The 25084-nt window shown below is 43.7% G+C and carries 27 protein-coding genes; 20 read left to right on the top strand and 7 right to left on the bottom strand.

Annotated features, from left to right (window positions below):
• Window positions 1-29: 29 nt before the first annotated feature.
• Window positions 30-1160, bottom strand: a complete 1131-nt coding sequence (locus tag L2W36_RS17660) for a methyltransferase (protein ID WP_236110845.1) — start codon at window positions 1158-1160, stop codon at window positions 30-32.
• Between the two features lie 151 nt (window positions 1161-1311).
• Between L2W36_RS17660 and bolA the strand changes: the two genes are divergently transcribed.
• From bolA to L2W36_RS17725, 13 genes are all read left to right on the top strand, one after another.
• Complete coding sequence (bolA, locus tag L2W36_RS17665; protein ID WP_006075188.1) at window positions 1312-1620, top strand: transcriptional regulator BolA; 309 nt, start codon at window positions 1312-1314, stop codon at window positions 1618-1620.
• Window positions 1621-2125: 505 nt separating this feature from the next.
• Entirely contained in the window at window positions 2126-3466 is a 1341-nt protein-coding gene (locus tag L2W36_RS17670; protein WP_006075187.1) for a Na(+)-translocating NADH-quinone reductase subunit A, read from the top strand.
• A gap of 3 nt (window positions 3467-3469) precedes the next feature.
• The gene (locus L2W36_RS17675) at window positions 3470-4711 is read left to right on the top strand and encodes an NADH:ubiquinone reductase (Na(+)-transporting) subunit B (protein WP_006075186.1); all 1242 of its coding nucleotides are present in this window, start codon (window positions 3470-3472) and stop codon (window positions 4709-4711) included.
• Window positions 4701-5468 (top strand): Na(+)-translocating NADH-quinone reductase subunit C, encoded by a 768-nt coding sequence (locus tag L2W36_RS17680; protein ID WP_038229246.1) that lies wholly within the window; start codon window positions 4701-4703, stop codon window positions 5466-5468. The genes L2W36_RS17675 and L2W36_RS17680 overlap by 11 nt, the downstream gene beginning before the upstream one ends.
• Entirely contained in the window at window positions 5468-6100 is a 633-nt protein-coding gene (locus L2W36_RS17685) for an NADH:ubiquinone reductase (Na(+)-transporting) subunit D (RefSeq protein ID WP_038229248.1), read from the top strand. The genes L2W36_RS17680 and L2W36_RS17685 overlap by 1 nt, the downstream gene beginning before the upstream one ends.
• A 7-nt stretch (window positions 6101-6107) precedes the next feature.
• On the top strand, window positions 6108-6704 hold the full coding sequence (gene nqrE, locus L2W36_RS17690) for an NADH:ubiquinone reductase (Na(+)-transporting) subunit E (protein ID WP_038229250.1): 597 nt from the start codon (window positions 6108-6110) through the stop codon (window positions 6702-6704).
• 17 nt (window positions 6705-6721) lie between these two features.
• Window positions 6722-7945 (top strand): NADH:ubiquinone reductase (Na(+)-transporting) subunit F, encoded by a 1224-nt coding sequence (nqrF, locus tag L2W36_RS17695; protein ID WP_006075181.1) that lies wholly within the window; start codon window positions 6722-6724, stop codon window positions 7943-7945.
• 162 nt (window positions 7946-8107) lie between these two features.
• Window positions 8108-9133: an FAD:protein FMN transferase gene (locus L2W36_RS17700; RefSeq protein WP_062458102.1), complete on the top strand. Its 1026-nt coding sequence runs from the start codon at window positions 8108-8110 to the stop codon at window positions 9131-9133.
• A 12-nt stretch (window positions 9134-9145) separates the two neighbouring features.
• On the top strand, window positions 9146-9379 hold the full coding sequence (nqrM, locus tag L2W36_RS17705; protein ID WP_006075179.1) for a (Na+)-NQR maturation NqrM: 234 nt from the start codon (window positions 9146-9148) through the stop codon (window positions 9377-9379).
• 148 nt (window positions 9380-9527) lie between these two features.
• Window positions 9528-10598 carry a DNA polymerase IV gene (gene dinB, locus L2W36_RS17710; RefSeq protein WP_236110850.1) on the top strand — a complete coding sequence of 357 codons (1071 nt, stop codon included), beginning with the start codon at window positions 9528-9530 and terminating at the stop codon, window positions 10596-10598.
• Window positions 10599-10637: 39 nt separating this feature from the next.
• Window positions 10638-11114 (top strand): GreA/GreB family elongation factor, encoded by a 477-nt coding sequence (locus tag L2W36_RS17715; protein WP_038229253.1) that lies wholly within the window; start codon window positions 10638-10640, stop codon window positions 11112-11114.
• 21 nt (window positions 11115-11135) lie between these two features.
• Window positions 11136-11903, top strand: coding sequence for a DUF2884 family protein (locus L2W36_RS17720; RefSeq protein WP_236110851.1), 768 nt, complete (start codon window positions 11136-11138; stop codon window positions 11901-11903).
• A 259-nt stretch (window positions 11904-12162) separates the two neighbouring features.
• Entirely contained in the window at window positions 12163-13524 is a 1362-nt protein-coding gene (locus L2W36_RS17725; protein ID WP_172427882.1) for a sodium-dependent transporter, read from the top strand.
• Window positions 13525-13601: 77 nt separating this feature from the next.
• Here the strand turns inward: L2W36_RS17725 and L2W36_RS17730 are convergent, their stop codons facing one another.
• The 3 genes from L2W36_RS17730 to L2W36_RS17740 all read right to left on the bottom strand — a co-directional run bounded on the left by L2W36_RS17730 (window position 13602) and on the right by L2W36_RS17740 (window position 15618).
• Window positions 13602-13793, bottom strand: a complete 192-nt coding sequence (locus tag L2W36_RS17730; RefSeq protein ID WP_038229260.1) for a DUF4250 domain-containing protein — start codon at window positions 13791-13793, stop codon at window positions 13602-13604.
• 9 nt (window positions 13794-13802) lie between these two features.
• Entirely contained in the window at window positions 13803-14009 is a 207-nt protein-coding gene (locus L2W36_RS17735) for a YaeP family protein (RefSeq protein ID WP_006075713.1), read from the bottom strand.
• A gap of 139 nt (window positions 14010-14148) precedes the next feature.
• Complete coding sequence (locus tag L2W36_RS17740) at window positions 14149-15618, bottom strand: aminoacyl-histidine dipeptidase (protein ID WP_236110853.1); 1470 nt, start codon at window positions 15616-15618, stop codon at window positions 14149-14151.
• A gap of 893 nt (window positions 15619-16511) precedes the next feature.
• Here L2W36_RS17740 and L2W36_RS17745 point away from each other — a divergent pair.
• The 6 genes from L2W36_RS17745 to L2W36_RS17770 all read left to right on the top strand — a co-directional run bounded on the left by L2W36_RS17745 (window position 16512) and on the right by L2W36_RS17770 (window position 22699).
• Window positions 16512-17804: an NCS2 family permease gene (locus L2W36_RS17745; RefSeq protein ID WP_031494607.1), complete on the top strand. Its 1293-nt coding sequence runs from the start codon at window positions 16512-16514 to the stop codon at window positions 17802-17804.
• Between the two features lie 31 nt (window positions 17805-17835).
• A complete protein-coding gene (gpt, locus tag L2W36_RS17750; protein WP_038229262.1) occupies window positions 17836-18300 on the top strand; it encodes a xanthine phosphoribosyltransferase in 465 nt (154 codons plus the stop codon).
• 91 nt (window positions 18301-18391) lie between these two features.
• Complete coding sequence (gene frsA / locus L2W36_RS17755; RefSeq protein ID WP_031494605.1) at window positions 18392-19639, top strand: esterase FrsA; 1248 nt, start codon at window positions 18392-18394, stop codon at window positions 19637-19639.
• 129 nt (window positions 19640-19768) lie between these two features.
• A complete protein-coding gene (crl, locus tag L2W36_RS17760; RefSeq protein WP_236110859.1) occupies window positions 19769-20158 on the top strand; it encodes a sigma factor-binding protein Crl in 390 nt (129 codons plus the stop codon).
• A gap of 136 nt (window positions 20159-20294) precedes the next feature.
• Window positions 20295-21431 (top strand): glutamate 5-kinase, encoded by a 1137-nt coding sequence (gene proB, locus L2W36_RS17765; protein WP_081875876.1) that lies wholly within the window; start codon window positions 20295-20297, stop codon window positions 21429-21431.
• Window positions 21432-21448: 17 nt separating this feature from the next.
• Window positions 21449-22699, top strand: coding sequence for a glutamate-5-semialdehyde dehydrogenase (locus L2W36_RS17770; protein WP_236110860.1), 1251 nt, complete (start codon window positions 21449-21451; stop codon window positions 22697-22699).
• 98 nt (window positions 22700-22797) lie between these two features.
• Here L2W36_RS17770 and L2W36_RS17775 read toward each other — a convergent pair whose 3' ends face one another.
• Both L2W36_RS17775 and L2W36_RS17780 read right to left on the bottom strand, forming a co-directional pair.
• Complete coding sequence (locus tag L2W36_RS17775; RefSeq protein ID WP_038229268.1) at window positions 22798-23250, bottom strand: YaiI/YqxD family protein; 453 nt, start codon at window positions 23248-23250, stop codon at window positions 22798-22800.
• Complete coding sequence (locus L2W36_RS17780; protein ID WP_006069864.1) at window positions 23243-23530, bottom strand: hypothetical protein; 288 nt, start codon at window positions 23528-23530, stop codon at window positions 23243-23245. The genes L2W36_RS17775 and L2W36_RS17780 overlap by 8 nt, the downstream gene beginning before the upstream one ends.
• A gap of 850 nt (window positions 23531-24380) precedes the next feature.
• Here L2W36_RS17780 and L2W36_RS17785 point away from each other — a divergent pair.
• Window positions 24381-24893, top strand: a complete 513-nt coding sequence (locus tag L2W36_RS17785) for a GNAT family N-acetyltransferase (RefSeq protein WP_236110861.1) — start codon at window positions 24381-24383, stop codon at window positions 24891-24893.
• Here the strand turns inward: L2W36_RS17785 and L2W36_RS17790 are convergent.
• Window positions 24784-25083: a DUF3301 domain-containing protein gene (locus tag L2W36_RS17790; RefSeq protein WP_081875866.1), complete on the bottom strand. Its 300-nt coding sequence runs from the start codon at window positions 25081-25083 to the stop codon at window positions 24784-24786. The two genes, L2W36_RS17785 and L2W36_RS17790, sit on opposite strands and share 110 nt — an antisense overlap.
• Window position 25084 lies beyond the last annotated feature (1 nt).

Genomic DNA, 25084 nt, shown 5'->3' on the forward strand with positions numbered 1-25084 from the left:
GACTATCAGCAGCAACAATGACTCAAACTTTACTTAGTTGCCTGTAAAATAACAAATTTGGCGTTAGATGCGACAAGTTTTACATTGTGTTTGCCAAAGAGTCGCGCTAGTTTTTTATCGTAGCCTAGATGACGATTGCCGATAACCATTAACTCCCCTGTATCTCGAAGAACTTGCTTAGCATCACAGAACATTTGCCACGCAATGTGATCGGTCACCGCTTGTTGTTGATGGAAAGGTGGATTGCAAACTACCAAATCTTGACTATTTGCCTGGAAACCGTCTAAACAATTATTAGCCACAAACTCACAACCATCGAGAGCGAGGTTGTTTAAAGTTAGGTTGTGATGAGCTGACTTCACGGCCATAAAGCTTTCGTCGATAGCTGTGATATTTGCTTGAGGATTGAGTTGCTTTAGCTTCAGTGTTAATACGCCATTACCGCACCCCAAATCCACGATATCTTGATATTTGGTGTTGCTCTTAAGATGTTCTAGGATAAACCGCGCACCCAAATCAAGACTTTCCCCGGAGTATACATTTGGTAAGTTAGAAAGTACCAATTTATGCTCTGATACTGGCCAAGTTGTATAAGGGTCAATACTCTCTTGATGCACGCTATTCAGATCTGAAAACACCAAACGATGCTTTTTCCAAGCGAGTGAAGTTGTGGTGTGTCCCGCATATTTTTCAAAAATCTTGAGAGTAGAACTATGGATCTCTTTTGCTTTGTTCACGGCAATGAGCGAGCAGTTATCTCTGTACTTTAAGGCGATTTGGTTGAGTTGCCATGTCAAGTAACGATTGTTACGGGGAATCTGCATCAACACGATATCTACCTGTTGCGGCCATTCATCGGTTGAGGCTCGAAGATCGATGGGTTTGCAATGGTTAAGCGCTAAATTATGCTTAATGCCCTGATGAGAGATAAAAGAATCACTGATTGTAGTCACCTTATGCTGTTCTGAAGCCCAGCAACTTAGGGCACCAAAACTGTCGTTAAGAATCAGAATGTTAGAGCCAGTAGGCAGTTTTAGCTCTTCAAAATTTTGAATCAGGTATTCGTCTCCAGCATCCCAAGCTTGAAGTTGTTCATTGTTGAGTTTAGGGAAACGAAATAGTGAATATGAGCGCTCAAATAGGTTTAATTCAGTCTTCATAATGCTGTGATTTGGTGACAATGGTTGTATTTTGACAAAATCTCGGAACTTTCGCCAAGGCGAATATGATTTAAGGGAAGATTCTTGATTAAGTAAAGTATATACTTTACCGTCTAAATAAAAATAAATAGTTACAGCCCAAGGAAGTAAGATGATTCAACAAACCATCGAGCAAAAGCTCCATCAGACTTTCAACCCCACATTCTTAGACGTTCGTAACGAAAGCAATATGCATAATGTCCCTCCAGGGTCAGAGAGTCATTTTAAAGTAATTGTTGTCAGCGATTGCTTTAATGGTGAGCGTCTTATTGCAAGGCACCGAAAAATAAACACGGTCTTAGCAGATGAATTGGCAGGCCCTGTTCATGCCTTAGCAATCCATACTTATACACCAGAAGAGTGGACAAAAGAGAATCAACTAGCCCCAAACAGTCCTAATTGCGCAGGCGGCGGTAAATAGCTCTATACTCTTTCTAGTTTTGGTGCAGGTCATAGCGCTTCAGTAACAATCACACACGTCAACGATAAACCTTAGTTATTTTTGCGTAAGTGTTTGATGGATTTACTACCACTTTGGTGGTAAATCATTAACAGCGTGTCAACATATAATGTTATGTGTTTTTGTTAGTGAAGAATGTTTCAGGATATGAATGGGGCAATTGCTTATTTTCAAAAGGGTTAATAAGACTTTGTGCGATTGGTCAAAGTTATACATATTCGCAACCCTAGAGATAGCAAAAGTTTCGAAATAATGACCCCTTTGCAGGGATTCATCATGGCATCCCCTTTGCAAATGATGCTAAACTACCGCACCAGAAAAATCTCGCAGTGATTCTATGACGAGGTTGTTAAAGTGATGTTGCTGCCTTGGTGCTAATAAAACCAAGGTTAGACACTCAATGTCGTGTCTATATGTTACGCAATTTTAAAGAATCTTTTTCCCGATAAAAGTAGTGCAAGTGCGTATGATTACAATAAAGAAGGGCTTGGATCTTCCTATCGCAGGAACTCCATCCCAGGTGATTAATGATGGTAAGTCCATCACTAAAGTCGCCTTGCTTGGCGAAGAGTACGTGGGTATGCGTCCAACAATGCATGCTCGCGTGGGTGATGAAGTGAAAAAAGGTCAGGTTCTTTTTGAAGATAAAAAGAACCCTGGTGTTAAGTTCACTTCTCCAGCAAGCGGTAAGGTTATTGAAGTTAACCGTGGCGCGAAGCGTGTCCTACAATCTGTTGTGATTGAAGTGGCAGGTGACGAGCAAGTTACTTTCGATAGCTACACAGCTGACCAACTAGCAGGTCTTGATCGCGAAGTGATCAAAACTCAACTGGTTGAATCAGGTATGTGGACTGCGTTGCGTACTCGTCCGTTTAGCAAGGTACCGGCGATCGATTCAACGACTCAAGCGATTTTCGTAACTGCAATGGATACTAATCCACTTGCGGCTGAGCCTGAATTGGTTATCAATGAGCAAAAAGAAGCGTTCGTTGCAGGTCTTGATATTCTGTCTAAATTGACAGAAGGCAAAGTTTACGTCTGCAAAAAAGGAACGAGTCTACCTCGCTCAAATCAATCCAATGTCGAAGAGCATGTTTTCAATGGTCCACACCCAGCTGGTCTTGTTGGCACTCACATGCATTTCCTATATCCAGTTAGCGTGAATAACGTTGCTTGGAGCATTAATTATCAAGATGTGATTGCATTCGGTAAGCTCTTCACCACTGGCGAAATCTATACAGATCGTGTGATTTCACTTGCTGGTCCAGTAGTTAATAACCCTCGTTTAGTTAGAACTCAACTAGGTGCAAGCCTAGATGATGTCACTAACAACGAGCTGATGCCTGGTGAAGTACGAATCATTTCTGGTTCAGTACTGTCTGGTACTCAAGCTTCTGGTCCACACGCTTATCTAGGTCGTTACCATCAACAAGTGTCTGTATTGCGCGAAGGTCGTGATAAAGAACTGTTTGGTTGGGCGACACCAGGTAAGAACAAGTTCTCAATTACTCGTTCATTCCTAGGTCACCTATTCAAAGGTCAGTTGTTCAACATGACAACTACGACTAACGGTAGTGATCGTGCAATGGTTCCAATCGGCAACTACGAGAAAGTAATGCCTCTAGATATGGAGCCAACGTTATTACTTCGTGATCTATGTGCAGGTGATCAGGACAGCGCTCAGCGTCTTGGTGCTCTTGAACTAGATGAAGAAGATTTGGCGCTATGCACCTTTGTTTGTCCAGGTAAGTACGAATATGGTCAACTCCTCCGTGAGTGCCTAGACAATATTGAGAAGGAAGGGTAATCCATGCTTAAGAAATTCATCGAGGATATCGAGCATCATTTCGAACCAGGCGGCAAACATGAAAAGTGGTTTGCACTGTACGAAGCAGCGGCAACGCTATTCTACACGCCAGGTCTGGTCACGAAGCGCAGCTCGCATGTCCGTGATAGCGTTGACCTAAAACGCATCATGATCATGGTTTGGTTCGCAGTATTCCCAGCAATGTTCTGGGGTATGTACAATGCGGGTAACCAAGCAATTATGGCACTTAACCATCTTTACGCTGGCGCTGAGCTTGCGGGCGTTATCGATGGCAACTGGCACTACTGGCTAACTCAAGGTCTTGGCGGAACGCTAGGGACTGATGCGGGTTGGGGCAGTAAGATGCTACTTGGTGCAACTTACTTCCTACCAATCTACGCGACAGTATTCATTGTTGGTGGTTTCTGGGAAGTCTTGTTCTGTATGGTGCGCAAGCACGAAGTTAACGAAGGTTTCTTTGTAACTTCTATTCTGTTCGCACTGATTGTTCCACCAACTCTTCCTCTTTGGCAAGCAGCCCTAGGTATTACCTTCGGTGTTGTTGTAGCAAAAGAGATCTTTGGTGGTACAGGCCGTAACTTCCTTAACCCAGCTCTAGCTGGTCGTGCTTTCCTATTCTTTGCGTACCCAGCACAAATCTCGGGTGACGTGGTATGGGTTGCAGCAGATGGCTTCTCTGGCGCGACGGCTCTAAGCCAATGGGCACAAGGCGGCGAAGGCGCACTTATCAACAACATAACTGGTCAAACGATCACTTGGATGGACGCGTTCATTGGTAACATCCCTGGTTCAATTGGTGAAGTATCGACACTTGCACTTATGATCGGTGCAGCGATGATTGTTTACATGGGCATTGCTTCATGGCGCATTATCGCAGGTGTTATGGTTGGTATGGTTGCTGTGGCGACGCTATTCAACGTTGTTGGCTCAGATACTAATGCAATGTTTGCAATGCCTTGGCATTGGCACCTAGTGCTAGGTGGCTTCGCATTCGGTATGTTCTTTATGGCAACGGATCCAGTATCGGCTTCGTTCACTAATAAAGGTAAGTGGGCTTACGGTATTTTGATTGGCGCTATGTGTGTCATGATCCGTGTTGTGAACCCTGCATACCCAGAAGGTATGATGCTAGCAATTCTATTTGCTAACTTGTTCGCACCGCTATTCGACCACTTTGTGATCGAGAAGAACGTTAAACGGAGAGAAGCACGCTATGGCAAGTAATAACGATAGCATTAAAAAGACGCTGTTTGTTGTTATCGCGTTGAGCTTAGTGTGCTCAATCGTTGTATCGACCGCAGCCGTTTTTCTAAAAGACAAACAAGTTGCTAACGCTAAGCTAGATAAACAGTCAAAGATTGTTGAAGTAGCTGGCATCAAAGCTGAAGGTTCTGTTGCAGACCTTTACCATGAGTACATCGAACCTCGTTTGGTTGATTTCAACACTGGTAAATTTGTTGAAGGTGACGCAGAAACTTACGATCAGCGTCGTGCAGCTAAAGACCCAGCTGAGTCTATTCGTCTAACTGCTGATGAAGACAAAGCTAAGATCCTACGTCGTGCAAACATCGGTACTGTTTACTTAGTTAAGCAAGACGACAAAGTGACAAGCGTAATTCTCCCAGTTCACGGTAATGGTCTATGGTCTATGATGTATGCGTTCGTAGCAGTTCAAACTGATGGTAATACTGTTAACGGTATTACTTACTATGAACAAGGTGAAACCCCAGGATTAGGCGGTGAAGTTGAAAACCCAACTTGGCGCGCTCAGTTTGTTGGCAAGAAGCTTTATGATGATAACTTCAAGCCAGCGATTAAGATCGTGAAAGGTGGTGCTCCTGAAGGTTCTGAGCACGGTGTTGATGGCCTATCTGGTGCAACACTGACAGCTAACGGCGTTCAAGGTACTTTCGACTTCTGGTTGGGCAATATGGGCTTTGGTCCATTCCTAGCAAACGTTCGTGACGGAGGTCTAAACTAATGTCTGATGCTAAAGAAATGAAGAAGAGCTTGCTCGCACCGGTGTTGGATAACAACCCGATTGCGTTACAGGTTCTTGGTGTTTGTTCTGCATTGGCAGTGACCACCAAACTAGAGACAGCATTTGTTATGACGATCGCGGTTATTTTTGTAACTGCTCTGTCTAACTTATTCGTTTCTCTTATTCGTAACCACATGCCAAACAGTGTGCGTATCATCGTACAAATGGCGATTATCGCATCATTGGTAATCGTGGTTGACCAAGTTTTGAAAGCGTATCTTTATGATATTTCAAAACAGCTTTCAGTTTTCGTAAGCTTGATCATTACTAACTGTATCGTAATGGGTCGTGCAGAGGCATTTGCAATGAAATCTGAGCCACTACCGTCATTCATCGATGGTATTGGTAACGGCCTAGGTTACGGTTTCGTATTGTTAACAGTTGCGTTTTTCCGTGAACTTCTTGGTTCTGGTAAGCTGTTTGGTTTGGAAGTTCTACCACTAGTAAGTAACGGTGGTTGGTATCAGCCAAACGGTATGATGCTTCTAGCACCTTCAGCGTTCTTCCTAATCGGCTTTATGATTTGGGCAATTCGTATCTTTAAGCCAGAACAAGTAGAAGCGAAGGAGTAAGGTAGTCATGGAACATTATATTAGCTTACTAGTTAAGTCGATTTTCATTGAAAACTTAGCGCTTTCTTTCTTCTTAGGTATGTGTACATTCCTTGCGGTATCTAAGAAAGTTAAGACATCATTTGGTCTAGGTGTTGCAGTTATCGTTGTTCTTACCGTTGCGGTACCAGTGAACAACCTACTATATAACCTAGTACTAAGAGAAAATGCGCTGGTTGCAGGTGTTGACCTTAGCTTCTTGAACTTTATTACCTTTATCGGTGTAATCGCAGCACTAGTACAAATCCTAGAGATGGTACTGGACCGCTTCTTCCCACCTTTGTATAACGCACTAGGTATCTTCCTACCGCTAATCACGGTTAACTGTGCGATTTTTGGTGGCGTATCATTCATGGTACAGCGTGATTACAATTTTGCTGAATCAGTCGTATACGGCTTCGGTTCTGGTGTGGGTTGGATGCTAGCTATCGTTGCGCTAGCGGGTATCCGTGAGAAGATGAAGTACTCTGATGTACCTCCTGGTCTTCGTGGTCTTGGTATCACGTTCATCACAGTAGGTCTGATGGCACTAGGCTTCATGTCTTTCTCTGGTGTTCAACTGTAAGGTATAAGGAATAGTCAATGGACATTATTCTTGGTGTAGTGATGTTTACGCTGATTGTTCTAGCCCTAGTTTTAGTGATTTTGTTCGCTAAATCTAAGCTAGTACCAACAGGCGACATCACGATCTCTGTAAACGGCGATCCTGAGAAGGCAATCGTAACTCAACCAGGCGGTAAGCTTCTGGGTGCTCTAGCTGGTGCTGGCGTATTCGTATCTTCTGCTTGTGGTGGTGGTGGCTCTTGTGGTCAGTGCCGCGTGAAAGTGAAAACTGGTGGTGGCGATATTCTACCTACTGAGCTTGACCATATTACTAAAGGTGAAGCACGTGAAGGTGAGCGTCTAGCATGTCAGGTTAACATGAAGACGGACATGGACATCGAACTTCCAGAAGAAATCTTCGGTGTTAAGAAGTGGGAATGTAGTGTTATCTCTAACGATAACAAAGCGACCTTCATCAAAGAGCTTAAGCTTCAGATTCCAGATGGCGAATCAGTACCTTTCCGTGCTGGTGGTTACATCCAGATCGAAGCACCTGCTCACCATGTTAAGTACTCTGACTTCGACGTACCTGAAGAGTATCGTGAAGACTGGGACAAGTTTAACCTGTTCCGCTACGAGTCAGTGGTTAATGAGGAATGCATCCGTGCATACTCAATGGCTAACTACCCTGAAGAAGAAGGTATTATTATGCTAAACGTGCGTATCGCTACGCCGCCGCCTAATAATCCTGATGTACCACCGGGTATCATGTCTTCGTTCATCTGGTCACTTAAAGAAGGTGATAAGTGTACGATTTCTGGACCGTTTGGTGAGTTCTTCGCGAAAGAAACAGACAACGAAATGGTATTCATCGGTGGTGGTGCTGGTATGGCTCCAATGCGCTCGCACATCTTTGACCAACTTAAGCGTCTGAAGTCTAAGCGTAAGATGTCTTTCTGGTATGGTGCTCGTTCTGTACGCGAAATGTTCTATGTAGAAGATTTCGACGGTCTACAGGCTGAGAACGATAACTTCCAGTGGCACGTTGCTCTATCTGACCCAATGCCAGAAGATAACTGGGATGGTTACACAGGCTTCATCCACAACGTAATCTATGAGAACTACCTCAAAGATCACGAAGCACCAGAAGATTGTGAATACTACATGTGTGGTCCACCAATGATGAACGCGGCTGTTATCGGCATGCTGAAAGATCTTGGTGTAGAAGATGAAAACATTCTTCTAGATGACTTCGGTGGTTAATCTTCATTGAAGTATCGACATGGCTGGCTCATGTGAGTCAGCCATTTGTATTTTCAGGACAACACAATTCCTGTTTCTAAGTTTTTGAAACTATTTACGTTTGTCTAAGCCTTAATCTTTTGGGGCAAACGTAAATACTTTTGAAAGTAGGTGAGTAAAGGTATGTTTCATCTAGCTAAACATCTTAAGCTAATTTTGGTTGCATTGTTTGCGACAGTAATTTTATCGGGCTGCGGCAACCAGCGTGAACAGGTTCATTTGAGTGGACCAACGATGGGTACAATCTACAATGTTAAGTACATTGTGACTGATACCTCCCCTAAACCGGAAGTCATTCAAGCTGAAATAAATCGATTACTTGAAGAAGTAAACGACCAGATGTCGACGTATCGTCAAGACTCAGAACTGAGTCGCTTCAATCGTTACTATGGTACGGAACCATTTCCGGTTTCCCGACAAACAGCCATCGTAGTTAATGAAGCCATTCGTTTGAATGAACTGACGCAGGGCGCGCTAGACGTGACGGTGGGTCCATTGGTTAATTTGTGGGGCTTTGGACCAGAAGCTCGTCCAGAAGTAGTCCCTAGTGATGAAGAACTTGCTGCTCGTAAAGCGCAAACAGGCATCAAACATTTGTCTGCAACAGATACAACGTTAAGAAAAGATCTTCGTAGCCTTTATGTCGATCTGTCTACTATCGCAAAAGGTTGGGGTGTCGATGTAGTTGCAGATTACCTAGAAAGTATTGGCGTTCAAGATTACATGGTTGAAGTCGGCGGTGAAATGCGTCTAAAAGGCATTAATCGTGAAGGTGTGAAGTGGCGTATTGCCATTGAAAAACCAACCGTAGACGAACGCAATGTACAAGAGATTATTGAACCTGGAGATATGGCAATTGCCACGTCAGGTGATTATCGCAACTACTTTGAGAAGGATGGAGTACGCTACTCTCACATCATTGATCCTTCGACAGGTAAGCCAATTCATAATAAAGTAGTGTCGGTGACGATTTTGGATAAGTCATCCATGACAGCGGATGGACTTGCGACAGGACTGATGGTTTTGGGTGAAGAGAAAGCACTAGAGATAGCTGAGCAAAACAATATCCCAGCCTTTATCATAGTTAAAACAGAAGACGGTTTTGAAGAATTTGCATCAGAAGCGTTTAAACCTTATCTGAACAAGTAATAGGTCAATCACATGAATACATTTTTAATTACGTTTGGTGTTTTCTTAGCGGTTATTGCTGCCATGTCGATTGGCTATATTATCCAGAAGAAAGTGGTAAAAGGTAGCTGCGGTGGATTAGGTGCTGTAGGTATTGATAAAGTTTGTAACTGCCCAGAACCATGTGATGCACGTAAGAAGCGTGAAGCACGTGAGCAAGCGCGTGCTGAGAAGCTAGCAGCATGGGAAAAGGATCGTATTGCGTAAACGTACAATCAGGTTTGCTGCGGTTTTGATAATTGCGTCAACCTTAATACTTGATGAAAGACCAGAGTAATGCTCTGGTCTTTTTGTTTTGATTACCTGGAAACTCGTCGTATAATTGAACTGTATAAATAAACAGTTGTGAGTGGCGGTGTCTGACAAAATACGAAAATTCATCCATGTCGATATGGATTGCTTCTACGCCGCAGTGGAAATGCGTGATAATCCTCACTATCGTGGTAAGGCACTCGCGGTCGGTGGCAGTGAGCGTCAGAGAGGCGTAATAAGCACGTGCAATTATGAAGCCCGAAAGTTTGGGGTTCGTTCAGCCATGCCAACTGCACAAGCGCTCAAGCTTTGCCCCAATTTGTTGTTAGTCCCTGGACGTATGCAGATCTATAAAGAGACCTCAATTAAGATTCGAGAGATATTCTCTCGATATACTTCGTTGATTGAGCCACTGTCTCTGGACGAGGCTTATTTAGACGTTACCGACTCTCCACACTGTCAAAACTCTGCAACTCTTATTGCGGAAGCGATTCGCAAAGACATCTGGGATGAATTGCAACTCACGGCTTCAGCAGGCGTCGCACCATTAAAGTTTCTCGCTAAAATCGCTTCAGACATGAACAAGCCAAATGGTCAGTTTGTGATTCCACCCGATAAAGTACAACAGGTTGTTGATGATCTCGAACTTGGTAAGATACCCGGAGTGGGAAAAGTCAGTCTTGAGAAACTTAATAAAGCAGGTCTTTTTACTTGTTTAGACGTTCGTAATAGTGATTACCGAGAGCTGATCGTACGGTTTGGCCGCCTTGGTGCTTCTCTGTGGAAAAAGAGTCACGGAATTGATGAGCGGGAAGTGGTCGTTGAGCGAGAGCGTAAGTCTATTGGTGTCGAAAGGACGTTTAGTACTAATATTTCCTCCTTTGAACAATGTTGGCAAGTAATAGAAGAGAAGTTGTATCCAGAACTGGATATGCGACTTAATAAATCTCAGCCTAAACGTAATGTTATCAAGCAAGGCATCAAAGTGAAGTTTGCTGACTTTAAACTAACGACCATCGAGCATGTCCACAATAGATTGGATTTAGCATATTTTAAAGACTTGCTGCGAGAGGTGCTAGAGCGTCAACAAGGCCGCGAGATTCGTTTGTTAGGATTAAGCGTTATGTTGGAGCCCTTAGAGCAAGCTCGCCAACTAACGATGTTTGAAGATTAACTGTTACATTGTTAACTAGTAATTGTAGTAAGGAGCTCAATGGACAAGCAAGTGCTGCTAGACGACGTGATCGCTCAACTGGAGCAGAACGTTGTGACGTTAACTTCTGCGATGGAGAAAACGGTTGACGCCGCTACCAATGAAGAAACAGTGCCAGAGCATAAATATGATACCTTGGCTTTAGAAGCGTCATATCTTGCTCACGGGCAAGCCGTGAGGTTGGAGCAAGTAAAAAGCGATATCGCATTACTTCGAAAAATGGTATTGAATCCATTCTCGTCATTAGACAATGTTAGACTTACCGCCGTGGTAGAGATAGAAGATGAAGACGAAGTGGTGTCGCGATTTTTCGTACTTCCATGTGCTGGCGGCCTGACCATTGAAGAGGCGACAATCAAGGTAGTCACACCACACTCGCCTTTAGGTAAGGCCCTAATTGGTAAGTCTATTGATGATGAGGTTGTGGTTAGTATTGGAGAGAAACTGACGCATTATGCTATTATTCACTTATATTAAGCGTATGCTATAGGGTAATTTATGAAGATACACAATAGAGTGTTCAGTCGTAGTCTATTATTAAGCACCTTACTAGCCTCGGGTCATGCTTTGGCTGTGGGTCAGTGTGGTGTCGATATCAAGAATGAAGTTCACCTTGATGGCGAGCAGGTAGAAATTGTAAAGACCCCCGCTTCTAAAGTACTTATTGATGAAGACAATAATTTATTCATCAATGGGAAAGCGATAGAGCTGACTCAGTTGCAAAAAGATGCGCTTAAAAGTTATCGTGAAAACATGAATAAGTACGTGCCTAAAGCAAAGGAGCTTGCGGAAAACGGGCTCGAACTTACCAATGAACTTATCGACGATGTTGCAGAGAGTTTTGACAACTCAGAAGCGTTCCAAAACGTAAAACAAGCCGTTGCCGAGTTTTTTGCCGATGTGGAATCTCGATATGAAAACAATGGCGAGTTTGTTCTCCAATCTGAAGCCTTTAGCTCCTTTATGGACAATTGGGAACAAGATGTCGCTAAAGCGAAAGAAGTCTTTAATAAAGAATTCTTTAGTAGCGCGTTTACTGCTCTTCAAGAGAAAATGAGTGAAGAGGGAGGCTTGAATTTGACTGAATTATCGAAGCAGATGGACGAGCTCAAAACTCGTATGTCAGAAACCATGAAGGTACAGTCTGAATCGTTGAAGCAACAAGCAGAGGATTACTGCGATTCTCTCAATGATGTTGCTGAACAAGAGCAAGATCTTCAAAAGAAAATCCCAGAGTTAAAGGATTATCAAGTCTTTACTATTTAACTTTGTTATTACTGTTAGTTATCTATGAGCTCCGCTAGTGCTTAAAAAGTAATAGCGGAGTTTTTTGTGTTAGAATGTTAGGTTTTAGTGTTGAATTTTTTGGCGATTGTAAATTAAGTTGCTTTTGTTTTACTGTAACGAAAAACTTACTATCAATGCTGAAGCTTATATTAGATTATTTAACTAAGTAATATTGCTCTCGTCGCATTTTTATCATACTGTACCAGCAAACTAGTACGGCATGATATTCGCAGTGGACATTTCTAACTCTTCTTCCGCTCCAAGGGAGCATTTTGGTTCTCGACTTGGCTTTATACTGGCTGCAGCTGGTGCAGCCGTTGGTCTCGGCAACATCTGGGGGTTCCCAACTCAAGCAGCAAGTAATGGCGGTGGGGCATTTTTGTTGGTTTATTTGGTGATGATTTTGGTGGTCGCCTTTCCTATGTTGGTTGTGGAAATGGCGATTGGTCGTCATGGTCAAGCTAACCCAGTGGATAGTATGAAGTCACTAACCACTAATGCTCTAGGTAAACGAGCGGGCGGCCTTGTTGGCTGGATTGGCCTTTCTGTGCCATGCGCAGTACTAGCATTTTATTCCATTGTTGGTGGCTGGCTGATTTGCTTCTTGTTTGGTGCGTTAGCAGATATTGCAGGCTTAACGAGTCTTGCCGATTGGTTCAAGGGTTTTAGTGTCGAACGCAACGTGTTCGGTACCATTGTCTTCTACCTTCTCACTGTTCTTATCGTTCAAGGTGGTGTTAAACAGGGGATCGAGAAATGGTCAACCCGATTAATGCCTTCACTCTTCATTCTATTTGCGTTGTTATTCGTTTATATCATGATGCAACAAGGAGCGATGGAAGGGCTCAAGCATTACCTAATCCCTGATTTCGAAAAAGTTTGGGACAGGAAATTAATTCTTGCTGCCATGGGGCAGGGCTTTTTCTCATTAACGATAGGTGGCTGTTCAATGCTGATTTATGGCTCTTACCTTTCAAAAAAAGAGAACCTGCCGAAGATGGCGATGAACGTCACGTTAGTAGATACAGCGGTGGCATTTATCGCTGGTTTGGTGGTGATGCCAGCGATGTTTGTTGCTATGCAGAAAGGGGTACAAATCTATGCTGAAGACGGTTCATTATTGAGCTCTGACACGCTTGTTTTTACCGTGCTGCCATTGATGTTTGAATCTCTTGGTTTATTGGGTTTAGTGTTTTCTGTTGTTTTCTTCTTGTTGCTTACTATTGCAGCGCTAACGTCTTCTATTTCGATGCTTGAATGTCCGGTAGCGTTAGTGGATGAACGCTTCAAGACTGGTCGTAAGAAAACCAGTTGGGTACTGGGCGCATTAATCGCTCTATTTAGTGTCTATATTGTATTTAATTTTGCAGAGCTATTTGGCCTGGTTGCTATGGTAGCGACACAATATTTACAACCAGTCGCTGCCCTGTTGTTCTGCTTATTTGGTGGTTGGGTCTGGAGCCGAGCTGGTAAGATAAAAGAGCTTGAACAAGGCTGTCCAGACTTTCAGCTTGGCTGGTTTGGCAAGGTATGGCCTTTCTACGTGAAATTTGTCTGCCCGATCTTAGTGATTACGGTTATTTGGGCATCGTTTGGCTAAGACAAACAGTATGAGATAAGTAAAAAGCTCTGCATTTGCAGAGCTTTTTACCAAGAAGAAAACGTCGTGTCTACGTCTTATCTAAATTGACCAGCCTCGGGAAGAAAATCAAACCCAGCACCTGCTAGTTTCTCAATCAATGCCGACTTACTGATATCGAAGAAGTTAGCAAGTTTGTCGAGATCGCCACCAAAATCGTCCCGTAGCTTCATATTAACAATACTCATCAGCATGATGGGGTCCATACTCTCAAAGTTCGCTAGATTCATAATGTGTCTCTACTTATCTTCAAAGTCGGAAATGAGTAAATTGGCGGCGGCAAAAGCTGCCTTTTCACGTGTTTCCAAAGGTAAGGATTCGTCCGCTGCAATGTCGTTTAACGCACGTACTGCACAAGAAATAGCCTGGGGGATATAACCTTGGTCACCACTACCAATTTGGGCGTAGATTTCTCTTACTAAGTCACAACAACCGTAAACTTGCATATCAATGATCTCTGTAAATGATAACTTGTCTCAATATACACAGAGGCAACGTAAAAAACAAAACTGCCATTTGATATGAAACAAAAAAGCCGATGTTATGGTTAAACATCGGCTTGATAATGGCGATTAAAGCAGCGAATTATGCTTTAGCAGGAATGGCTTCTAATAACGCAACCATTTGGTTCCAGAACAGTTCAACGGTATCGATTTTCACTTTCTCATCTGGCGAATGAGGGAACTTGATTGTTGGGCCAAACGAGACCATATCCATGCTAGGGTATGGTTCTTTGAACAGACCGCACTCTAAGCCCGCGTGAATGACCATAATGTTTGGTTTGTGACCATAGATACCTTCATACATGTCACGGAAGATAGCCATGATTTCTGATTCTGGATCAGGCTTCCAACCAGGATATGCGCCTGAGCATTGGATAGTAGCGCCAGCTAGCTCTGCGATAGAGGCTAGCATGCCTTCAACTTGTGAACGCCCAGAATCAATTAAAGAGCGAATCAAACAAAGTACTTCTACTTTATTTGTTTGAGTGCTGATAACGCCAACGTTTAACGAGGTTTCTACCACGCCTTCAATATCATCACTCATGCGAATCACGCCATTTGGACAAGCGTTTAGTGCTGCAATGAAGCGAGTTTGAGATTCTGTCGCAAATACATCAGCTAAGTCAGCTGCATCGTTAAAGGTAACAATATCGGTTTCGATAGCGCCAAGCTCAGATTTCAGCAGTTCAGTATAGAAGCTGTATAATTCGTCCAGCTTTGCTAGATTCGTTTCTGGCAGTGCAAGGGTGACAAAACCTTCACGTGGGATGGCGTTACGTAAGCTACCGCCACGGAACTCAATAAGACGTGCGTCTAACTCTTGAGCATGACCAGCAAGGAAGCGAGCCAGCAGCTTGTTAGCATTGCCGCGACCAGTATGGATATCGCACCCGGAGTGTCCGCCTTTAAGACCTTTTAATGTCAGCTGACGCGCCACATAACCTTCAGGAGCTGCTTCACGATTTACCTCGAAAGTAATTGCTGCGTCGATACCGCCAGCACAGCCCATGTAGACTTCACCTTCTTGCTCTGAATCCGTGTTAAGTAGGATGTCACCTTCCAGCCAACCTGCTTCAAGACCAAACGCGCCAGTCATACCAGCCTCTTCGTCGATAGTCAGCAATACCTCTAGAGGACCGTGTTTGATGTCATTAGAAGCAAGTACAGCTAAACATGTTGCCATACCAATACCGTTATCAGCACCCAATGTTGTGCCTTTTGCGGTTACCCATTCGCCATCGATGTAAGGTCGAATTGGGTCAACAGTAAAGTCATGATCAGTATCTTCGTTCTTTTGCGGTACCATATCGATGTGCGCTTGAAGCACAACACCTTTCTTATGCTCCATTCCTGCGGTAGCAGGCTTCTTAATGAAGACGTTGCCAGCTTTGTCACGTTTTACTTCAAGACCTTGCTCCTTTGCCCAGCCGACAATGTACTCTGCAAGAGCTTCTTCATGCTTAGATGGGTGAGGGATAGAGCAGATTTTATCGAAAAATTGCCAGACAGGCGCTGGTGACAACTTACTGATTTCAGAATGGAATTCAGACACGGAACTCTCCTTTTGACGGGCTTTGCTAGATAGTTGTTCCTCAGATGCCCCTTATTTTGAAGGGAACGTCTGGTTTTCTAGCTTATTTAAGATAAAGCAAAGGATATCATTAGTTGTAAATAGGTAGTAGTCAAACCTGAAGTATCTTGTAGAAACGGTGGTAAAGCTTAGTTACCAGACTTGGATGAGTTTAGGTGCATATTTAATGGTGTTATTTTTGTAATTTAATTACAGTTTTAAGTAATAAATTAGTCATCATTAAAATTATTGTGACTTGGATCGCTTTTATGCTTGTAATAAAAATCCGATATGGTATTCTTTTAAACAGTTGAGAGACTCAACGATACTGCTCACGGAAAGAGCCCGATTTATCGCCTCCAAGGAACCGAGATTCAAAGCAATTAATGCACAATGGTGTTTTGTTAGAAGGTGATGTTTATGAAAGGTTTAGCAAGCGCGATGTTTTGGACAACTCAAAACGTATACACAAAAGACTTCGCGTACAATGTCTACTTTGGTAGATAGTGAACGATTTATACCCCTATATTTAGAATTTTTCGTTGGTTATATACCCCAATTGATGACCAAATTATTCTACCGCCACTCAACTGAGTGGCGTTTTTTTTGTCTTTTATCTCCCCAAACTACCGTCTCAATCTCAAAAAACGTTCAAATAGTGAACGAACGGTAAATAGCCTGACTACACTGAATTCTATTGGCGATTGAGTAACTACATCAAATTGTTAGTTATTGTTACCGAATAGGTTTCATATCAACTTAAAATTATTTGGTTTAGAGTCAAAATTCTAGGTGGAATTTGCGTTTTGATAACCTTATAATTCGCGCCAATCGTTTACGCAACCGTTTACTTTTTACATTTTAGGGATTCGATTATGCTCGAAAGGCTGTTTAAACTCAGTGAACATGGCACCAATGTGCGCACTGAGATCATCGCAGGTTTAACAACCTTCCTGACGATGGCTTACATTATTTTTGTTAACCCAGCAATTCTAGCTGATGCCGGCATGGATCGCGGCGCAGTATTCGTTGCTACCTGTCTTGCGGCTGCTATTGGCTGTTTCATCATGGGCTTCGTAGCTAACTATCCAATCGCACAGGCTCCTGGTATGGGGCTGAATGCGTTCTTTACCTACGCTGTTGTGCTAGGTATGGGTTACACATGGCAAGTAGCTCTAGCAGCAGTATTCTGCTCAGGTGTCTTGTTCATCCTTTTGAGTGTTTTCAAAATTCGTGAGTGGATCATTAACTCCATTCCAATGTCGCTTAGAACCGGTATTTCTGCGGGTATTGGTCTATTCTTGGCACTTATCGCGCTGAAAAACGCGGGTATTGTTGTCGATAACCCAGCAACACTGGTTTCGCTTGGTCATATCACGTCACTGCCAGCAACTCTCGCTGCAGTTGGTTTCTTCCTGACTATTGCACTTGTACACCGCGGTGTAAAAGGTGCAGTAATGATCGCTATCTTGGCGGTAACCGGTCTTGGTCTTATTTTTGGTGACGTGCAGTGGGGCGGTATCATGTCTGCTCCACCAAGCATTGCGCCTACCTTCATGCAATTAGATTTCTCAGCCGTGTTTGAGATCGGCATGATTTCAGTGGTATTTGCTTTCTTATTCGTCGACTTGTTTGACACTGCCGGTACGCTGGTTGGCGTTGCTCAAAAAGCAGATTTAATCGGCAAAGATGGCAAAATCCCACGCTTGAACAAAGCGCTTCTAGCGGATTCAACAGCGACATCAGTAGGTGCACTACTGGGTACGTCAAACACAACCTCATATGTAGAGAGTACAGCAGGTGTGGCTGCTGGCGGTCGTACAGGTCTGACTGCAGTTGTTGTTGGCATTTTGTTTGTACTTGCTTTATTCTTCTCGCCTTTGGCGGGTATGATCCCAGCTTACGCAACTGCAGGTGCTCTGTTTTACGTAGCAATTCTTATGATGTCTGGTCTAGTTGGTATCGACTGGAGAGACATTACAGAAGCTGCGCCGGTTGTTGTAACTTGCTTGCTGATGCCTTTTACATTCTCTATTGCAGAAGGTATCTCGTTAGGTTTCATTGCTTACGCGGCGATCAAAGCATTGAGTGGTAAAGGACGTGACGTTTCTCTAAGTGTATGGGTAATGTCGGCAATCTTTATCATGAAGTACATTTTGGCTGCATAACGCACGAACACGTTTTAATTAGGTTTTTACTATGGCTAACAAATTCATCATCACATGGGACAATATGCACGCATATTGCCGTCAACTTGCTGAGCGTCAAATGCCAGCAGAACAGTGGAAAGGCATTCTAGGCGTAAGCCGTGGTGGTCTGGTTCCTGCTGCAATTCTGGCTCGTGAGCTAGGTATTCGTTATGTAGATACGGTATGTATCTCTAGCTACGATCACGATCATCAGCGTGACATGACAGTGCTAAAAGCACCTGAGCATGATGGTGAAGGTTATCTAATCGTTGATGACTTAGTAGACAGTGGCGACACTGCTCGTAAGATCCGCGAGATGTACCCTAAAGCTAAATTTGTAACAGTATGTGCGAAACCTGCGGGTGTTGAGCTTGTTGATGAATACATCGTTGACATCGCTCAGGACTGTTGGATTGAGCAGCCATGGGATATGGTGCTGTCTTACGTTGAGCCAATCAACCGTAAACAAAAATAAATACATCAATCTGTATTTGCGAAAAATGACCCTTTATTGGGTCATTTTTTTTATTACTATATAGGACAAAGTTCCATTAGAAGGCTATGACATGTCTGAAGAAACCAGCAAGAATATCTCTGAGACGTTGTTCGAGAAAAACAAACAGGCAAAAGAAACCTCCCGTCTGATTAGATATATGCCGAGTAGCGATAAGCTGCTTGAGGAGCGCAGAGCGGAGAACCCCACCTCTTGGTACCGAAACCTACTACGGTTGCAATGGGTTTGGCAGGGTATTGATCCTATTGAACAGGAAAGTGTGTTAGCGACCATTGCCTCATCAAAACATTCTCGTACGGTTGACGAGTGGCTGGATACAGTAATGGGCTATCACGGTGGTAACTGGAACTATGAGTGGACGAAGCTTGGTATGTTGCATCAAAAGCGTGCTAATGATGTGACTGGTGATGATTCGGCCGAAGAGTTATTTAAAGCCTCACTTTGTTTTAGCATTGCAGGTTACCCTCATCTAAAGAACGACAATCTTGCGTTACAGGCGCAGGTGCTAGCGAATACGGCTTACAATGAGGCAGCAAAACGCACTAGTCACATTATTAAGCAAATTGAGGTTCCTTATAAGAACAAACGTATTATTGCCAATCTGCATCTAGTTAGCACAGATAAACCACAACCTGTTGTTATAGTGAGTGCTGGTCTCGACTCCTTACAAACAGACATGTGGCGTTTGTTCCGCGATTACCTTGCGCCCGCAGGCATCGCGATGTTAACCGTCGATATGCCTTCTATCGGTCACAGCTCTCATTGGCCCCTAACGGAAGACACGTCTTGCTTACACCAAGCTGTGCTAAACGAGCTACCAAATATCCCATGGGTCGATCATTTCAAAGTAGGTCTATTAGGTTTCCGTTTTGGTGGCAACGCGATGGTTAGGTTGTCTTTTCTTGAACCCAATAAGATTAAAGGTTGTGTATCGCTTGGCGCGCCTATTCATGACTTGTTGACGAGTCCAAAGAAAATCCAGAACATGCCTAAGATGTATTTGGATATGCTGGGCTCTCGATTAGGCAAAGATGCTATTGATATCAATAGTTTGTCAGGGCAGCTAATGGCTTGGTCACTCAAGATACAAGGCTTCCTCAGTGCTCGTCGCACGAAAGTGCCGATCTTAGCAATGAGCCTAGAAGGTGATATGGTTTCACCACATTCAGACAACCGCTTGGTAGCCATGTTCAGTGATTACGGCAAGGCAAAACAAATACCTGCGAAAGGTATTGCTAAAGGATATGAGCAATCACTCGAAATGGCGATTAAGTGGTTGGAGGACGAACTTTGGAGGTGACATTTGTGGTAAATTAGTTAAATATGAAATAAGCGTGTAATCAAATATATGATAAAACAATAAATATCTCGGAAAATTTAACGCTATTTCAATTCAATAACTAATTTTACTTATAAATGGAGTTTCCTCATGTCAGAAGCGGCTAAAAACCCTACGCATTATCGTTTGCTCACTGCTCTAAAAGCGATTGGTCCTTATCTTAGAGAGCCTCTATGCAAAGAAGGGTTTTATCACTTTGATTGCCTTTCCGTTTGTGTTGATGATACTAAGTCTCCAGAAGATAGAGAGTTTTGGGGTTGGTGGGTTGATTTGAGCCTAGTTGACGAGCAATTTGAAGCAACGTATCAGATTGGTCGCTATAACCAAGTAGGTGAGTGGGTCCTAGAGTCGGCTCCGGAATCAGCAACTCAAGAGATTACTCGAACACAAGAAGTCTTCCATGAAAAGTTGGTTTCTGCGCTTAAAGAAAAGTTCTCGTTGGATGTAGCAATACATGATGACTCTGTAGAGTTCGTGTAACGTTTACAAAGCCTCAATGTCTCGATTGGGGCTTTTTTTTGCTGCTTTTCCAATCCTCTCACTTTTTACTTGTATAAATGATGTTTGATTGCTAAAACATCACTCCTTATTTAACTTTCGTGTCCAACAAACAGAGATGACAACTGATATTAATCGTCAAGCTACAGACAAAAAAACTGTAGTGGTGAAGTTAGGAACAAGCGTTCTTACAGGTGGTTCCCTAGCGCTAAACAAAGCGCATATGGTCGAGCTCGTTAGACAATGTGCTGAGCTGAAAAGGCTTGGTCATTCTGTGGTTATGGTATCTTCTGGTGCTATTGCCGCAGGCAGAGAGCACCTAGGATACCCCGCACTTCCCAATTCAATGGCGAGCAAGCAGCTATTAGCGGCTGTGGGACAAAGTCAGTTGATTCAAGTTTGGGAGTCGCTATTTGCGATTTACGGACTTAAAATCGGTCAAATGCTGCTAACACGCGCAGATCTTGAGGATCGTGAGCGATTCTTGAATGCACGTGACACCATCAATGCGCTAGTGGAAAACGACATTATTCCGGTTGTAAATGAGAATGATGCGGTTGCGACTAGCGAGATTAAAGTAGGTGATAACGATAACCTGTCAGCATTGGTGGGTATCTTGTGTGGTGCAGACAAACTGCTGCTGTTAACCGATCAGCGTGGCCTGTTTACCGCCGATCCTCGCAAGGATCCTAATGCGGAACTTATTCGCGAAGTCACTACGATTGATGAAACGCTTCGTAAGATTGCTGGCGGCAGTGGAACGACATTGGGTACAGGCGGTATGGCAACCAAACTTCAGGCAGCGGATATTGCACGTCGTGCTGGTATTGAAGTTATTATCGCTGCTGGCAGTGCTGAGAACGTGGTGTTTGATTCGTTATCAGATGAGCCCCAAGGTACACGCTTCTTACCACTTCCAGAAGCACTAGAGAATCGTAAACGTTGGATTCTTGCTGGCCCGGCAGCAACGGGTAACATTGTCATCGATGCGGGGGCAGTCAATGCTGTGATTGGTAAAGGCAGCAGTTTACTCGCAAAAGGTGTTGTTAAAGTTTCAGGCCGCTTCGCTCGAGGTGAAGTGGTGCGTGTGACAACCAAAGACGGAGCACTGGTTGCAAAAGGAATTTGTGGCTACTCCGATACTGACCTAGCGAAAATTGCAGGTAAACACAGTAAAGAAATCGGTGAGACTTTAGGCTATGACTATGGTGCTGAAGTCATTCACCGCGACGATATGGTTGTCATTCAAGATTAAGAATAAAGGGATAAGTAATGGATATGATTAAACTCGGTCAGAATGCCAAGCAAGCAAGCTTCTCTCTGGCTACTGCATCGACTGCTCAAAAAAACAATGCGCTACAGATCATTGCTGATGAGCTAGAAGCTAATGCTGACGTAATCCTAGCGGCAAACGCTAAAGACATTGAGCTTGGCCGTCAAGCTGGGCTTACTGAAGCACTTTTGGATCGTTTGCTATTAAACGAGCAGCGCTTGAAAGGCATTGCTGATGACGTGCGCAATGTGATCACCTTGTCAGATCCTGTTGGCAGTGAAATTGACAGCAAAATCCTTGAGAACGGCATGAGTCTGTCTCGTCGTCGCGTGCCACTTGGTGTAGTAGGTGTTATCTATGAAGCGCGTCCAAACGTAACCATCGATATTGCGGCGCTCTGCCTAAAAACCGGTAACGCAAGCATTCTGCGTGGCGGTAAAGAGACGTTTTACTCCAATATGGAACTGGTGAAAGTCATTCAATTGGCGTTAGATAAAGCGGGCTTGCCAGCTGCTTCGGTTCAGTATATTGAAAAGCCAGATCGTGAGCTTGTATCACAACTGCTTAAGTTGGATGATTATGTCGATATGATCATTCCTCGTGGTGGTGCCGGTTTACACAAAATGTGTAAAGAGAACAGTAATATACCAGTAATCATTGGCGGCTTTGGTATCAGTCATATTTTCGTTGACGACTCTGCTGATCTAGTACGTTCGTTAGATGTGGTAGAAAACTCTAAAGTTCAGCGTCCATCCGCGTGTAATGCATTGGACACCCTACTAGTGCATGAGAAGGTAGCGGCAGAGTTCTTACCGATGCTTGCCGAGCGTCTCAAAGGTAAAGTGAGCCTAGTCGCTGAGCCAAAGGCGGAGGCTATTCTAGCTGGCACGGAAGACTTAAGAAGTGCAGGCGAGGGCGATTTTGATACTGAGTGGTTGAGTTTTACACTAGGTGTGAAAGTGGTCGCGGATGTGGAAGAAGCGATTCACCATATGCGAGTACATAATGCTAGTCACTCCGACGCTATTATGACTAACAGCTTGGTGAACTCAGAAAAGTTCATCAACTCAGCAGGTTCGGCAGCGGTTTATGTTAACGCATCTACGCGTTTTACCGATGGAGCGCAGTTTGGCTTAGGTGCTGAAGTTGCCGTGTCTACTCAGAAGCTTCACGCTCGCGGTCCAATGGGCTTAGAAGAACTAACCAGCTACAAGTGGGTTGGAAAGGCTGATTACTTGCCACGTGCGTAATTAACCACAAGCATGATGAATTGAAAAAGTCAGAGCTATAAGCTCTGACTTTTTTGTTTGTGTGCTTCTGTTCGCACCGACGACTTACTTGAAGTGCGCTATCGCTTCGCTTTTGCCAAAAAGCGATCTAAGTTATTGGCAAATTCGCGTCGTTCAGTTTGTCCTAACGGTGCGGGCCCGCCAGTTTGAACGCCACTCGAGCGCATGGTATCCATAAAGTCACGAATGTTGAGTCGTGCTTTAATTGTATCTTTAGTGTACATCTCGCCACGTGGACTCAGCGCTAGGGCATTCTTGGTGATGACTTCATCTGCAAGCGGGATATCTGATGTGATGACTAAATCGCCCTCGCTAACACGCCTTACAATTTCATTGTCAGCGATATCAAACCCTGAAGGCACAGTGAGTGAGTGAATGTTCTCTCGTTTTGGTACAGGCACCGCGTGATTTGCCACGAATGTGCAGGTTAATCCGGTTCGCTCTGCTGCTCGACAAATGGTTTCGCGAATTACCTTTGGACACGCATCGGCATCCACCCAAATCTTAACCATTGTTCTGCTCCAGCTTGGTCAGTCTTTCCGTCAGTAGCGCGACTTGTTGTTCTAATTCCTTCACTCTGAGTTCCAATGGCTGAATCTCAGGCTCAGCAGCCACTTCAACTTTAGGAACGTGTTGGCTACTCTTCCAGGACTTAATTACAGTGATTAGTGCAGGCATAGGCACTTTGGTCTTCAAACGCGCCTTTACCAAAGCGACTGTTGGTTCCTTGCCCTCAGCATGCAATGAGTTTAAAGCCGCTTCAATTTCTGCGGAGACATCTTTCGTTAGCATGTTTTTTTCCATTCAATAAGGGATAACTAAATAGTACCTGTGATTTTGGTCGGGGTACAGAAAAGCAAAAGTCGATTCTCGTCACACTTTGGCATTGATGGCTTCATTAGTAAGCGCGCTAAAACGGAAGAGGCTTGTGCGAGATCTCTCACAGCAGTTGTGAGAGAAAGAGATAAAAGCGCGAGAAATCTGGAAGAAAATAAAATTAAGTATTTGTATTTATTGATTTTTAACTGTTATTAAACATTTTGGTGCGGAAAAAATTGAATTTTCTGCATTGCTCAAAAACGGCAATCGCGTAAATTAGAACTTGTCGGAAGGATGCTGACACGGAACAGGAAAGACATTGGAAGGTCATCTTCAGGAAGAAGATTTGGTTACCAAGGGAACCGTAACCAGCAAGGAAGTTAGGATAGCGCGGGATGCGAACAATCATCAGGAAGATGATTTAAAAGGAAAAGGATACACTCAGGAAGAGTGAAGGAACCCCATCAGGAAGATGGTCAAGGACACCGCTCAAGGAACAAGTGAAGCGAGCTGACTGGGATGGTTAGCGTCATTGGATGAGATGGACACCGCTAGGACGGCGACGAATGGATATAGCTGAAGGATTCAGCCACTATTACGGATGATGCATGGAGCATTTTTAGTAGCCGGACTGCTGCGAGTAAGACTATAGCCCCAATACGCAAGTGTTGGGGCTTTTCTTATATCTGAGATCAATAAATCTCATGGAATCACTTGTTATAGTCTGCACGCGAAATCAAAGGAATGTAATAACGTTATGACGATCGCTACGCTACGGACAGTATTAATCCCCTATACCGACCATCTCGAGTCGGATTTTCTCATGCTTAACGTCTGTGCTAAGAATAGAAAGCACATGAATGGGCCTCACACGCTGGCAAAAGCACGCACTATTTTTCAATCGATCTTAAGCGACCCTGATATTTATGCCATGGCAGTCTTGGACATTCGAACCCGGGACTATCTAGGTCATATATTTGTCGACAGGCATGCGAGTAGTGAAGGGGAACTGGGCTATATCTTTGATAAACAGTATTGGAATAAAGGTATTGCCACGGAAGTGTTGCGCGCGTTTATTCCTGACGTGGTTGCCACCTTGGGATTGAGTAAATTGACGGCGAATGTCGATACTGATCATGAACCTTCCATCAGACTACTTAAGAAGCTCGACTTTGAGCAAATAGGCCATGCGAAAGATGAACATGGCCCGTATTTGATCTTTCAATCTACATTCGGTGCGGTGGCAGATGAAAATTCAGAACATGAAAGCCTTTCATCAACAGCTTTCCTTGATAGTAATCATCGCCTAGGGCTGAAAACTCAAATTCATAAATAGTATGCCAACCCCATCTACCGTTGGCATCTCTTAGCTTGTGTGCGCCGAACGACACGCTAAGCATCTGCAGATCCAATTCCTTGCAACGCCTACTTACCGCAGCTTTAGCAATTTCACCTTGTCGTCTTTGTTGCCAAAACAAAAAGCAAAATAAGCTCAATGCTAAGATCATCAGTAAATTGTCGATCACC

It is taken from the genome of Vibrio sp. McD22-P3 (assembly GCF_021568915.1).
Lineage (GTDB): Bacteria > Pseudomonadota > Gammaproteobacteria > Enterobacterales > Vibrionaceae > Vibrio > Vibrio mediterranei.

Bases quoted from the DNA above. Each gene is read 5' to 3' on its own strand.
- L2W36_RS17720 (WP_236110851.1), top strand. From the start codon at position 11,136: ATGAAGATACACAATAGAGTGTTCAGTCGTAGTCTATTATTAAGCACC.
- L2W36_RS17775 (WP_038229268.1), bottom strand. From the start codon at position 23,250: ATGGTTAAGATTTGGGTGGATGCCGATGCGTGTCCAAAGGTAATTCGC.
- L2W36_RS17680 (WP_038229246.1), top strand. From the start codon at position 4,701: ATGGCAAGTAATAACGATAGCATTAAAAAGACGCTGTTTGTTGTTATC.
- L2W36_RS17660 (WP_236110845.1), bottom strand. From the start codon at position 1,160: ATGAAGACTGAATTAAACCTATTTGAGCGCTCATATTCACTATTTCGT.
- L2W36_RS17770 (WP_236110860.1), top strand. From the start codon at position 21,449: ATGGATATGATTAAACTCGGTCAGAATGCCAAGCAAGCAAGCTTCTCT.
- bolA (WP_006075188.1), top strand. From the start codon at position 1,312: ATGATTCAACAAACCATCGAGCAAAAGCTCCATCAGACTTTCAACCCC.
- L2W36_RS17715 (WP_038229253.1), top strand. From the start codon at position 10,638: ATGGACAAGCAAGTGCTGCTAGACGACGTGATCGCTCAACTGGAGCAG.
- L2W36_RS17675 (WP_006075186.1), top strand. From the start codon at position 3,470: ATGCTTAAGAAATTCATCGAGGATATCGAGCATCATTTCGAACCAGGC.
- L2W36_RS17700 (WP_062458102.1), top strand. From the start codon at position 8,108: ATGTTTCATCTAGCTAAACATCTTAAGCTAATTTTGGTTGCATTGTTT.
- L2W36_RS17745 (WP_031494607.1), top strand. From the start codon at position 16,512: ATGCTCGAAAGGCTGTTTAAACTCAGTGAACATGGCACCAATGTGCGC.
- L2W36_RS17730 (WP_038229260.1), bottom strand. From the start codon at position 13,793: ATGAATCTAGCGAACTTTGAGAGTATGGACCCCATCATGCTGATGAGT.
- L2W36_RS17670 (WP_006075187.1), top strand. From the start codon at position 2,126: ATGATTACAATAAAGAAGGGCTTGGATCTTCCTATCGCAGGAACTCCA.
- L2W36_RS17780 (WP_006069864.1), bottom strand. From the start codon at position 23,530: ATGCTAACGAAAGATGTCTCCGCAGAAATTGAAGCGGCTTTAAACTCA.
- L2W36_RS17685 (WP_038229248.1), top strand. From the start codon at position 5,468: ATGTCTGATGCTAAAGAAATGAAGAAGAGCTTGCTCGCACCGGTGTTG.
- gpt (WP_038229262.1), top strand. From the start codon at position 17,836: ATGGCTAACAAATTCATCATCACATGGGACAATATGCACGCATATTGC.
- nqrE (WP_038229250.1), top strand. From the start codon at position 6,108: ATGGAACATTATATTAGCTTACTAGTTAAGTCGATTTTCATTGAAAAC.
- frsA (WP_031494605.1), top strand. From the start codon at position 18,392: ATGTCTGAAGAAACCAGCAAGAATATCTCTGAGACGTTGTTCGAGAAA.
- L2W36_RS17785 (WP_236110861.1), top strand. From the start codon at position 24,381: ATGCTTAACGTCTGTGCTAAGAATAGAAAGCACATGAATGGGCCTCAC.
- crl (WP_236110859.1), top strand. From the start codon at position 19,769: ATGTCAGAAGCGGCTAAAAACCCTACGCATTATCGTTTGCTCACTGCT.
- L2W36_RS17735 (WP_006075713.1), bottom strand. From the start codon at position 14,009: ATGCAAGTTTACGGTTGTTGTGACTTAGTAAGAGAAATCTACGCCCAA.
- proB (WP_081875876.1), top strand. From the start codon at position 20,295: ATGACAACTGATATTAATCGTCAAGCTACAGACAAAAAAACTGTAGTG.
- nqrF (WP_006075181.1), top strand. From the start codon at position 6,722: ATGGACATTATTCTTGGTGTAGTGATGTTTACGCTGATTGTTCTAGCC.
- nqrM (WP_006075179.1), top strand. From the start codon at position 9,146: ATGAATACATTTTTAATTACGTTTGGTGTTTTCTTAGCGGTTATTGCT.